This window comes from Treponema bryantii (assembly GCF_036492245.1).
GTDB classification, from domain to species: Bacteria; Spirochaetota; Spirochaetia; order Treponematales; family Treponemataceae; genus Treponema_D; species Treponema_D bryantii_C.
Genome location: NZ_AP025286.1, coordinates 2,468,788 through 2,481,585 on the forward strand (window position 1 = coordinate 2,468,788; position 12,798 = coordinate 2,481,585).

Genomic DNA, 12,798 nt, shown 5'->3' on the forward strand with positions numbered 1-12,798 from the left:
GACAAGGCACTCTTCGCTTAAAGCCTTGAAATGTCCGTTTATCGGTTTTATTAAGGAGTATAAAACCACTATGTCTAATAAAAAGATTCCTATTACACTTTTGTGCGGTTATCTTGGAGCGGGAAAAACTACCCTGCTTAACCGTGTTCTTACTAATCAGAAGGGTTACAAAGTAGCAGTAATTGTAAATGATATTGGCGAAGTAAATGTTGATGAACGCCTTATTTCAAAAGAAGCAAAAATCGAAGATTCAAGCAGCCTTGTTCCACTTACTAACGGTTGTATCTGCTGTACTCTTAAGAGTGACATGGTAAATCAGATTGAAAACCTGATGAAAACCGGAAAATTCGACTACATTATGATTGAAGCAAGTGGTGTTTGCGAACCAATGCCAATTGCACAGGCAATTGAAACTATTGAAATCGGTAAACTTGATAACGTTGTTGGCGTTGTTGATGCAAGCCGTCTTGTTGAAGAGTTTGATGAAGGAAAGGCTCTTCTGAAAGAAGGTATTGATGAAGAAGATATCGAATCACTTTTGATTCAGCAGATTGAATTCTGCTCTACCCTCATCGTAAACAAACGTGACCTTGTTACAGACGAGCAGATGAAGATGGTTCGTGCTGTAATCAACAAGATTCAGCCAACTGTAAAGGTTATTGAAACTACACGCTGTGATGTTCCTGTAGAAGAAATTATTGGAACAGACCGCTTTGATTTTGAAACAGTTTATGCAAGTGCCGGATGGGTTAAGGCTCTCGAAGAGCACGATGCACACGAAGAAGATGATGACGATGATGATCATGACGAGCACGAACATGAACACCATGAGCATCACGAAGAGGGCGAGCATCATCACCATGACGACGATGATGATCACGACCACGAAGGACATGACCACCATGGACACCATCATCACCACGAACACAAGCACGAAGGTGAAAGCGAAGACGAATACGGAATCGGCTCATTTGTTTACTACCGCCGCCGACCGTTCAACCGCGTAAAGCTTGACGAGTTTGCTTCTAAGTGGCCACGCAACATTATCCGTTCAAAGGGTGTTATCTGGTTCAGCGATGAAGATGACATGGCATACGTTCTTGAAACTTCAGGCCGCCAGATTCAGGCCGGCTACTCAGGAAACTGGCTTGCTTCATGCCCTCCTGCAGAACAGCAGAAAGTTCTCGCCGAAGAACCAGAAATGAAAAAAGACTGGGACGAAAAAGTCGGCGACCGCATGATCAAGATGGTAATCATCGGACGCCACCTGGACAAGGAAGAGATTTCTAAGAATCTCGATGCTTGTCTGGACTAAGCGCTTAGCAGAGTTTTGTGAAAATGGCCGGCTCATATTTTGTGAGACGGCCGTTTTTTTAGTCTCCGATGGAGTTTTCGTAGGGGATGACTTCCTCATTAAAGTTTATACAATAATGAAGACAGGTATCATCATACTTTGAACCTTTATATACTTCAGCAATTTCCACACGGATATCCTCAGGTTCTGTAATAAATGAAATATCCACAGTCTGAGGATGGGGAGTATCCAGAACATCAAGTATTTTTTCTCTACCCGATTTGAGACCTATTACTTTAATTTTTTTAATTCTATTATTTTGTTTGTATAAATATGGTTTATCGTATGAGATGTATCCATTTATAATGAATAAATAAGGTCCCAAAGGTTTCTTCTTACCTGTACATTCGATAGTAAATCCTTCACCAATTCCATCTCCTGGTATACCTTCCACCCATGGAGTATCAACAACTAATTTCCGTAAATTTTCAACAGGATATGATTTTGTCTTCTCAATCAAAAAGGATGAACAATCTTTGTATTGACTTCCCCATTCGTCGTAACGAGTACGAGTTAAAGGCGTATACTTAAATGAATAACCTTCTGTAAAGGCGAACATACCAACATTTATTTTTTTCTTAAACGCAATAAAAAGAATTAAATTACTTGTTTGAATATCATTTGTTTTTTCAACAATGTACCATTCTGCAACTTCTATTGGCATTTTTTCCGAAAGTTCTAAAAATGTCAGTCCATGAATATGTTTAATATTATAGTTCATAACTAATTCAGATTGATTCACTAAGGACTCATCGTATTTAAATAATATTTCATTATCTCTTATAGTCATCAATGACAACAAAGGTTCTTCTTGAAGGGGATAATTTCCATTCAAAGAAAAATTCTGACATGGTAAGGAATATACCAACAATAAAAGACTTATACACAACAATATTCGTTTCAATTTCCACATCCTTCATTATTTAATGAATAAATAGTTACTAATACTGATTCTGGATTTGTTACTCCATCCATTAGTTCAGCCATCATTTTATCTTGTTCCGTCTGAGTATGTGATATGATACAGCCAGCTCCACCAGGAGTTCCATCACTATTATAAGGCGTTGTCGTTCCTGTTTCGCTATTATATTTTTCATCTGCATGTAATAATCTATCACCCGTATTAATCATATCACGTTGATTTTGAGTAAGATTGGGATCATTAGTTCTCAATGATAAAACATTTTTATATGAAGTAGAATTAGTACTTCCGTCATCTTGAGCATACAAAGGCGTATCATAAGTTCCTTTTCCAGAAAGATAATAGTTTCCATCAGGTGTTGTAGAGCCTATTGTGCCATTATATTCTTGCTTACAGTTTGCACCCACTGTATATGGATCTGAATATGTAACATTTCCATAAACATCTTCTTTTCTAATATACATAGAAGAATTAAATTCATTTCCAGTTCCATCATGATTCCTAATTACATAAACCGTAGTTTGCTTATAGGATTCTTGTGTATTACCTTTATAGAAAAACAACCCATACAAATCCACAAAGTTCACAGGATCGCCATTGCAATATGCAAACCAGTTTGAGCCGTCGCGGATAGGATCAGAAGTTGTAAATCGTGAGGTTTTAGGGTTATAGTCCCGGTAACCATAGTTGTAAAACTTTGAGGTTGGCTCGAGTGATTTAGCAAGATAACCATTGTCATTAGTTCCAGAAAGATTTCCGGTAATCAGAGAACCAAAGGCATCGTATGAAAAAGCTGATTTTTCCATACCGTAACCATCAGTTGAAACACGAATACTACCCTGCTGATCTGTTGTAAAGTATTCCATTCCGTAATCAGAACAAGCTTGTGCAGCCAATGAACCGTTTACGTAAAAATGAGTCCGTTCTCCATAATAACGGCTGTTATTATTTTTGTATGTTTCATTTTCATCAAGATAGCGATATCGGTCTCCTGTTGGTTGACTGGAAGTTACAGTTGTAGCATAAACAGGTCCCTGTTTTATAACATCAAATGTCAAACCATCATAGATGGAACGAAGTGCCGTTTGCCCCTTATCTTGGGTCAGAACTCTGCGACCAAAGGCATCGTATGCATAGGTTGTCTGTGCATATTCCTTTTCAGAAAATGATCTTGATTCACAGGCTACCAGACGATTTTGAGCATTATAGGTATATCGTACTTTTTTCTCAGAACTTTCTTCGGACAAAAGATTACCCATTTTATCATTTGTATAATTTACAAAAGGCTGACCTCTTGAACCGCTGGATATAAGACAGTTTTCTTTATCGTATTTATATTCAATAGTTCCATACGAAGTAACTTTTGAAATACGATTTCCATTTAAATCGTAACTATAACTTTCTTTTACCAGAACCTGTAGATCAGTTATTTTATATGCTAAACCATATTGCATGGAATTAAGAAGTGGAATAATTGCGTTTTTCTCTGATGAAGTCAGGAATTTATTTTCACCAGCAGAAGTAATTTTCTGAAGTCCATTTATCTGTGCTTCATTTTTCTGAATGTTTATAATTTCTTCTGAACAGGGATAATAAACTGTAGAAAGTTGACCTTTAGAATTATATTCGTATAAAGTAATTCGGGCATTATTATCAACAGAAGCAATACGTTTTCCATCATCATTATAAACATAACCTTCGCCCCAGACTAATTCATTTCTCTCGGACTTAAGCATTTTTACAATTACGCGTCCAGCCCTATCATAAAGAGTTTCTTCTTTTGTTCCATTCCCATACTTTCTCAATACTTCCCTACCGTTTTTATCATATTGTAATTTTACACTCAGGTTTTGTTTATTGTCAAAAATTTCTTTAATTTCATTATTCTTACCATATAAATATTTAGTATTACAATTTGAACTTCTGAGACTTGTTTTGTTTCCAGCCGCATCGTATTCATAACAGATTTCTTCACCAGTTTCTAAATCTTTCTGATATATAAGTTTTCCACCCTGATCATAAGAATAGATATTTTTTCCATTTTCATTTCTTGCTTCCAGGACATTTCCCTTAGAATCATATATAAAACGATTTTCAGAACCATCTGAGAAAACAAAAGTCTTTATACTTCTATCTGACGAATAAAGTATTTTTATATTCTTATTTTCAAAATCTCTTTTAGCTATAAGAGAGCCTTCTTCATCATAAGAAAATGTTTGATAATTACCATTTCTATTCTGTTCACTGGTAAGCCTTCCATAAGAATCATAATAATACAAAAATGAATTATTATTGCCATCGTTAGCAGACAATATTCGTCCATTATCCCTATAACTATAACTTTGGAGAACATCACCATTACATATGATTTTTAATAATCTGTTTGAATTATCATATTCATATTGTTTTTCACCCTCTGCACGTTTCTTTTCTTTTATAAGTCGTCCAGCTTTATCGTATTCAGCCTTATAAACACAACCGCAATCATCACGTATTTCTTCAAGAAGACCTAAACAATTATATCGATAATTTATTTCTGTTTTATCAGGATTACAGATATGGCAAATATTCCCAAGTACATCATATTCATAAAAGGTTTGATTACCATAACCATCGACACTTTCTATTATCTGATTACGCTCGTTATAAACAAACGAACGTTCGTTATTGTTGCCATCTATAACTTTTATAACATTTCCAAACGAATCAAGAATTCTGGTTGTTTTATACTTCCCACCTTCACAAACACTTACAGCATGTCCATCCCGACTATAATCAAAACTTACAAAGTAAACAGCATCTGATTCATAGGCAGATGGACCAGTAATTTTTTTAACAATTCGTCCCCATAAATCATATTCGTACCAGATTTTCTGTCGTTCACTTTGAACACTTCTTATTCGTCCCAGTTTATCATAATGATATTCAGTTACTTTTCCATAACGGTCTTTTACTTCTCGAATTTTCCCATCAGTGTAATAGCTGAGATTAATCTGTTTTTTTCCACGTTCACCAGCGCAGCTAAGCATTCCATCAGAAGCATAAAAATAATCATACCAGCCTCCAAAATCAGATTGTTTTGAAGAAAGCAATCCGCTTTTTGTAAACTTGTATAATATTTCATTTCCATTGCCATCAATTGACCTTACAATATTACCGTAACTATCATATTCAAAAATTTCCTCAACACCAGATAATTTTGATACTGTAAGAGTTTTTTGATTCTTACCATAAATCTTAGAATTATATTTTACAACAAAGGCATTTTCGATTTTATCTTTTTCTTTATATTGTCTTACTTCACTTAGCAAACCATTTTTATAAATAAAATCTTTTATAATGTTTTCTGTTCCATATATAATTTCCGAACTTAGTTTACCTTCTGGCGTATAAGAGCATTCTATTAGTTGAGTTTCATTTTTTTCATCGCCAATAAAGACACGTACAGGAAGATGTCGTTTATCATATTCAATGCAAAGCTGATGTATCTTTCCTGTTTGATTATCTTTTTGAATAACGCTGTCAATATCCTTACGACCGTTAGTCTTACAAGTTGTGATAAGTCCGTTATAGTCTTTTCTTGTTACTTCATGCTTACTATAAACATATTCTGAAACAACCAACCCATTAAATGTATATTTTATCAATCGATTTCTGTTATCATATTCATATTCTTTATTGGTAGTATCAGAAATTTCTTTTTTCAAATTTCCAAATGAATCATAATAAAACTCCGTAATTTCAGTTTGTTCACTATAAATACATTTTTTAATTACCTGCCCTTTTGAATTAAAGGACTGTGTATAAACAGTTTTTCCACCTTTCCGATATTCAACAACATTACCCGTATCATCACGAATAAACTCTTCTTTTACTCCATCTCTATTAACATATACGGTAATCAAATTAAAATTATCATATTCCCAGTGCTCAGTGGAACTATCTTCAAAAAGTGTTTTTATTTTATTTCCACGCCCGTCATACTCATTCCTGATAAGATTTCCATTTATATTTACAAGCACAGGATTATCAGAATCATCGTACTCATATTTTATTATTGTTCCATCTGGATGATATTCCTGAACAGTTCTGTGTTTATCATCATAAAAATATGTAAACTTATTTCCATCATGATCTATATAGTCTGTTCTTTTTTCTGAAAGGCTATATTCAAAATACTCTGAATCACCTTCTTCATTTGTTGTTTCTGTAATGAGAGTTTTACCATCAAAAGTCTGTACATCGTATTTAAATTGAACCTTACTTCCATCGCATTTAGACAAGGATATTAAATGATTATTTGAATCATAATTCATTTCTACCTGATCACCATCCGAATCTTTTACACTTATAAGTTTGTTATTAAGATAATCGTATACAAACTTTTCCTCTTCTGAACGGCTGTTTTTAATTTCTTTTATAAATCCGTTTTCATATTTAAAGTCAAAACATTCGTTATCTGATGTTTTTATACATACAATTTCTTCTGAAGGATTTCGAATAATCTCAACAACATTCCCATTTCTATCGGTTACACTAATCAGAAAACCATTTTCATTAAAACATTTTACAGTTCCATTCTTTTCATAAAGCAAGAACTGATTATCTGATTTCTCACAATATTTATACAGTTTATCAGTCTGGTTTTTCCAGATTTTATTTTCTTCTTTAAGTATATGAGGAAAACCTTCTGCATCAATTACCGTTATTGTATCTAATCCAGTTTCTTCATAGAACTTTGCCATACCATTGAACATTACTTTTTTGTTATGTTCATTCCGTTCTTTAGACTCCTGCATAAGCACTTTCATTTCTTCAAGTTTCATATGAGCCTGCTGAAATTTATGTTCCAGCTCCATTAAAACAGAAATCTCTATTTTAGATTTTTCATAAAGTAAATTTAGTAATTCTTTTTTATTTTCTGCTTCCCGTTTAACATCTGAGGCCTTTTCTATATATTCACTTATTTTATTTCTAAGTCCTTCGCGAGAACCTGCACGATCCTTTAATTTATTTAATTTAGAAATAATCGTATCCATCTTTGAGCAATATAATTCGCAATTTTGAATTTTATTATTAATTTCTTCCGGAGCATTATATATATCAGAAACATGATACATATTTGAAAGCTGAACTTTTCTCAAAGAGATTAACAAGCGCAAGTTGTGAACATAATCATTCATACTTTTAACATCATTATGATGAGCAGGTCTTGTTCCGAGAATTATTCTTTCATCAAGATTTGTATTCCATCCTAATCCAAATGAACCAGTAATTTTTCTTCCAGAATCATAGTTACGCTTTATCATAAACAGCTTATTACTACCAATTATAAAATCAGATTCTGAAAGTTCATAAGTTCCTTTTGAGATTTTTACAGGATCACCAGTTTCTGTTGAATTACTTCCATTTTCTTCATTTGTACTGCTTTCAATATTTTCACCTATTTCTGCTTCAGTGCTAGCAATAGCTTCTCCTGCTTCATTATTCAAACTTTCTTCTGCTGCAATTACATCTGCTGGATTTGAATTATCAACATTAAAAGCTTCGATTGATTCTACTTCAGACTGTTCTTCATTTATCTGAGAATTTAATTCTTCTGCTTCACTTTCAATCTCTATTCCTTCTGAATCAATATTTGGTCCTTGTGGCTGATTTGAATTGTTATTATTATTTTGATTACTATTATTATTTACACTTTCATTTTCTCCATTACTATATACTCCTGTGTCATAAGAATGCGGATAGCCATTTCCATTTTCTTCATAAGAAATAATAAAATTTGAAATAAAACCTGCAATCAGAATACATATAAATATTTTCTTTTTCATAACAACATCTCCATTTAGTAATTTGTATAAAAAAGCTTATTCAGAAGACTTTCGGCTTTTCCATCGTAGGTTGGTACCCACCACAAACTCTCTCTGATAAATAAACATTGATGCAAATTTTCAGGATTTTTTATGTAGTCAAAGGAATGTGTTACGGCCGTTATTTGAGAAGAAACTAATGGAATAAAATGAACACCAATTCCATAACCCGTATCTGATAAAGTTACTGCACATACATCTTTTTTCAATTGTTCTGCTGATGTTGCCAGTACTTTATTTGAATCATTCGCATAAAGTTCTGCCATTGAATAAATATCCAGATACATATCACAAGGGTACTGTGTATACTTATAGGATTTAGCATTAAACAGTGTATTAAAAACGCTTCTACGTTTATCTTCACTTTTAATTTGATTTGCAAGATTTTTTGAAAAACTTTCAAATGAGTTCATTAAAGTTTCCAGTTTTTCATTACAAAAGACTGTAGTTTTCGCAGAAGAACTGTTACACATCTGCTCTGCAATTGTCCGGGATGAAAAATCTCCTGCAGACAGATTTTCAAGTAAAGATTTGTAATCCCAGCCTGCACCAGGGGTTATTCCAGGGCTGCCCACCGTGAACTCGGCGCAATTCTTCAATTCATATACATTTTCAAAGACTCCACCAAAGCAGGTATCAAAGCCGATTACATTCAGGCCCTGGCCCCGTAAGGCATTACCTAAGTCGGATAGTTTCATGTATGAGCCTGTTTTATCATCAATTGCAACAGCCCGACCAGTGCCACTCAATCTGTTTTCTTCTTTATAACGCCACCCTGTTCCATGCCCCCAGATTATCAAAGCATACTTTTCAGTCAGATATTGTCTTTTAACGAATTCAATAAAATTACTTAACACATAAGGATTTGCCATATCCAACTCTGTTTTTTCGTGATTAGAGAGTCCAAGATCAGGACAATCGATTCTACGGGATACAATATGTGCACTACCCGAAATATCTTTGCAAACCTCAAAAAGTCTTGTATCTTTCCAGTCTCCATCTGTTTCATCATAACCTTCAGAACGATCCATTAAGACAAGAACATTCAGATTTTCACAATCTGCCAGTTCCATTTGATTCAAGTTCTGCAAAGCATAACTTTCTAAATCATTATCAGCAGCCATATACACCATTAGGGTAAGCTGCTTGATTATCTCAGGTTCGGACTCTGGTTCTGGTTCAGGCTCTATAATTGGTTCAGGTTCTTCGACAATCTGATTCTTATTAACAACAGTCACAATTGAAGGCTGTTCTAAACAACCCGTTAAATAAATAACTGTAAAAAACAAAAGAAATACTAAATGTTTAACTTTCATAAATATCACCTCACTTAAACGCAATAAGCCCAAGAGGATCTTTCCATACACTGCCATCCTCGTATTCGATTTCTGCAAGATACAAATAATCTACAATCAAAGGATCAGATGGTATTGCATTCATAAACTTATCCAGACTCATAATAAAATTACAGCTTTCGCCTGCATCAATATCCAATTCAGTTACAACAGAAATCTTGTTTCGACATTCATAAGCTGGTTCACCATCCTGATCAAACAGAAAGAATACAACATTGATTTTTCGGATATCCTTATCACTTTGATTTATAAGGAAAAAATCTACTCCACAAATCTCATAATCCAGAGAATCTTCTTCCATCACAAAATCACCGGAAATGACATATGGAATCGAATCAAGACAAAAAACATTACAACCTGTTAATGAAAAAAATATACCGAACAAAAAAAACTTTATTAATCTTTTCATTTTATAGCCTCCTCTAGTTTTACTGCATAGTCATTGAAAAACGCACTCTCTTCTCCTTTATATTTTTTTAATTGAGTAATAATAGTTTTCTTTTTTCTTTCCTTGTCTGCCGTAAAAAACTGGTAAGCCTTTATCAGATTTTCCTCTGGAGATTTTGATTCACAACTTATATTGCAGAGTAGTTTATACGCCTCATCTGTCTGACCTAAACGAATCATTTCATCTGCGCTTTCTAGTGCTGCTTTAAAACTTTTTGTCTGAAGACAAATAATTTTACTGCGGTCATTAAAGCTGTACGAAATCTTTGAGATATTAAGATAATTGTTCTTTTCTCCAGAAAGCAGGTATTTGTCAGATGGGACATCGTAAAAAACAAAAAGCCCATTTTCATTTGTCAACACCGGACGTTTGTAAGGAAAACTTGCATCACCAGAATGGCAGTAAACAATAAACTCCTTTACAGGCTTATTATTTTCATCAACGATAAGCCCACATAAATCTCCATTTCCCTTAAAACCTGGTTTAGAAACACAACCAGATACACACATCAGGAAACTTAAAAACATAAAACACTTTATTATTTTTTTCATTTTTCCAGCTCCTTTGTCTGAATTAATTTTTTTACTTTACCATCTTCATCTTTATAAAAAATTATGATGCTGTTATCAGGTCGTTTTATTTCTCCAAGAATCGTGTTCTTTCTAAATAAATTCTTTTCTTTGGGTTCTGCGGCAACATAATTTCCAGTTATCTGTTTTTCTTTTCCCCGGTAGAATAATTTCAAATTATCAGCAATGTTTTCCAAATCAAAAGTTGTGCCACTAAAAGAAAATTCAGTTATTGATAGTCCAGCCCTCATTTGCTGTGAACCAGTTTGAATCAGACTAATTTCAGTAACAGAACGATTGTCATCCTGTATGATTTTTGAAAGTTCCTTAAAAAGCAGTTCAGACGATTTTCCTTCAGCAAATATAAATTCAATATGATATGGAGGAGCCTTTTCTTCTTTTAGAACAGCTCCTTTTTTCAAAATAGTATTTCGAATTTCTTTATTGAAATCTGAATTTGAAAGAACAGCTTTTACAGACTTAGTATTGTTATTATTTTGCAAAATACGCTTTGACCAGGAAATCATAAATTGAGGAATTCCCTTTTCATAAATTATGGAATCTTCTATATAATTAGAAAAATCGGAAAACTATTCTGGAAAAATCCCGCTGACATTCGCTTTCAAACGTTGTGTATAGCCATCTGACTTCCATTCAAAACTGCTGATTTTCCCGTCACCGGCTCCCACTACTTCAAATAGACTCTTTATATCTATAGAAGTATCCTGGATACTCTCCAGTTTATTCTCACTCCCAGCTGAGTTTATGTTTGTAACTTCTGTATCAAAAGTGTTAGTAGAAACAGATAAGGAATTACCCGCAAGTTTACCACATAAAATTCCAGTCAGAACAATTATAATAAAAGCAATAAAACTCCATTGCGTTATTTTCCATTTCGAACTCAAGAAATATCGGTGGCGTGCTTTTAATTTATTTCCATTTTGCTTTTCATCAATAAAGAATCCTGTTCCCGAAAGAGATCTTTTTCTCTCATACTCCGCAAGTTTTTGCTTATTAATTACAAGCACATCTGAATAAACACCTTTTCTACCGATTCTCTTTAGAACTTTATCAAAGGCATATTCATCTGAGAAACAAGGATGACGTTTCTCCAATTCTGAACACAAAAATTGATTTCTTCTTTTTCCAGATAACGATGGAAAAGGAATCAATATCTCATATTTCTCATAATCATTTTTTTTAATTACATTAGTTTTTTGCTCCATTTTTACCTGCCCTAGAATGAATTCAGTCAGTCAGTTTGACTACAATAAACTTCAACAGTTTCATTAGAAATTTTCCATTTTCCGCAATAAACACAGGTCTTATTATTTTCCACTACTTCCCATTCAATATCTTCCAGCCCCCAAAGCTCTCTACAACTTTCTTTCCACTCTTCCAGAGAAGCATAACCTTTTCCGTGGCACGTATTGTAAAAACTCTCTGAAACAAATATTAAAGAATCTGTTTTTTTCCTAAGTTCATCTGCCTTTTTATCTATCTTTAAGAACTCACACATAAAGCCTGATAAAACAGACGAAAAGAGAACAAGAATTACAGCAACGGAAAATACTTCTATAAGCCGCATTTTAATAACCAGAAATAATGCTCCATTCTTTCTGATTCTTTTCCTGTATATAGGAAAGAGTCTTTGAATATTTCTTTTCATAAAATTTAATCTTTGTCCGTTTTTCTGCAGTCATTCCACAAATAACAAAAGTAATTGTCATTAGTCCCATCAGGCAAAGAAGAAGAATAGATTTACTTCCATGAGCAGATATCATCTGTGCCTCCTGTTGTACTTTGTCCGGCACCGGAATCTTCTTTACCATCCGGTCCGAATGAGATAAGTATAAAGGGCAGTTTCGAAGGAACCTCTGACGGCATAACGGAACTTTCAGCGCTGAGATACTTATAATCGGTTCCCCACGGATCATTGCATGGTTCACGTTCAAGGTATGGGCCATCCCAGTTTTCTGGTATCGGATACAAAACTGGTTTTTCCCATAAGGCTGAGAGTCCCTGTTCTGAGGTCGGGTATCTTCCGCAATCAAGGAAATAGGTTTGGAGTGCGCTGCTGAATTGTTCAATTTGATTTCTTGCTGCAGTTTTTTTCGCGACGGAAATAATCTTTGATGCCGAGAATACGCTCCCTGCTGTAAGTACCGCGCCGATTGCAATGACGGCCACAGTTTCGACATAGGTAAAGCCTTCTGAACGTTTTTTAAATCCATAACAAAACCTCCTGAGATTTTTGTAAATAGTTTTTTTATTCATTTT

Annotated in this window: 11 protein-coding genes; 1 reads left to right on the forward strand and 10 read right to left on the reverse strand. The window is 34.0% G+C overall.

The features are described from left to right. Positions 1-70: 70 nt before the first annotated feature. Positions 71-1,315, forward strand: coding sequence for a CobW family GTP-binding protein (locus AABJ44_RS10935; RefSeq protein WP_338369103.1), 1,245 nt, complete (start codon positions 71-73; stop codon positions 1,313-1,315). Positions 1,316-1,373: 58 nt separating this feature from the next. On the opposite strand, the gene AABJ44_RS10940 is transcribed toward AABJ44_RS10935, so the two are convergent. The 10 genes from AABJ44_RS10940 to AABJ44_RS10985 all read right to left on the reverse strand — a co-directional run bounded on the left by AABJ44_RS10940 (position 1,374) and on the right by AABJ44_RS10985 (position 12,795). Beyond that, positions 1,374-2,189 (reverse strand): NADase-type glycan-binding domain-containing protein, encoded by an 816-nt coding sequence (locus tag AABJ44_RS10940; RefSeq protein WP_338369104.1) that lies wholly within the window; start codon positions 2,187-2,189, stop codon positions 1,374-1,376. A 65-nt stretch (positions 2,190-2,254) separates the two neighbouring features. Further along, on the reverse strand, positions 2,255-8,107 hold the full coding sequence (locus AABJ44_RS10945) for an RHS repeat-associated core domain-containing protein (RefSeq protein ID WP_338369106.1): 5,853 nt from the start codon (positions 8,105-8,107) through the stop codon (positions 2,255-2,257). 14 nt (positions 8,108-8,121) lie between these two features. Then, a complete protein-coding gene (locus tag AABJ44_RS10950) occupies positions 8,122-9,462 on the reverse strand; it encodes a clostripain-related cysteine peptidase (protein ID WP_338369107.1) in 1,341 nt (446 codons plus the stop codon). A 10-nt stretch (positions 9,463-9,472) separates the two neighbouring features. Further along, entirely contained in the window at positions 9,473-9,910 is a 438-nt protein-coding gene (locus AABJ44_RS10955; protein ID WP_338369108.1) for a hypothetical protein, read from the reverse strand. After that, positions 9,907-10,500, reverse strand: a complete 594-nt coding sequence (locus AABJ44_RS10960; protein WP_338369109.1) for a hypothetical protein — start codon at positions 10,498-10,500, stop codon at positions 9,907-9,909. Before AABJ44_RS10960 ends, AABJ44_RS10955 begins: the two co-directional genes overlap by 4 nt. Next, entirely contained in the window at positions 10,497-11,045 is a 549-nt protein-coding gene (locus AABJ44_RS10965) for a hypothetical protein (protein ID WP_338369110.1), read from the reverse strand. The genes AABJ44_RS10960 and AABJ44_RS10965 overlap by 4 nt, the downstream gene beginning before the upstream one ends. A gap of 63 nt (positions 11,046-11,108) precedes the next feature. Beyond that, positions 11,109-11,744, reverse strand: a complete 636-nt coding sequence (locus tag AABJ44_RS10970) for a hypothetical protein (protein WP_338369112.1) — start codon at positions 11,742-11,744, stop codon at positions 11,109-11,111. 26 nt (positions 11,745-11,770) lie between these two features. After that, positions 11,771-12,106, reverse strand: coding sequence for a hypothetical protein (locus AABJ44_RS10975; protein WP_338369114.1), 336 nt, complete (start codon positions 12,104-12,106; stop codon positions 11,771-11,773). A 1-nt stretch (position 12,107) separates the two neighbouring features. Further along, positions 12,108-12,302: a hypothetical protein gene (locus AABJ44_RS10980; protein ID WP_338369115.1), complete on the reverse strand. Its 195-nt coding sequence runs from the start codon at positions 12,300-12,302 to the stop codon at positions 12,108-12,110. After that, on the reverse strand, positions 12,280-12,795 hold the full coding sequence (locus AABJ44_RS10985) for a type II secretion system protein GspG (RefSeq protein ID WP_338369117.1): 516 nt from the start codon (positions 12,793-12,795) through the stop codon (positions 12,280-12,282). Before AABJ44_RS10985 ends, AABJ44_RS10980 begins: the two co-directional genes overlap by 23 nt. Between the last annotated feature and the right edge of the window lie 3 nt (positions 12,796-12,798).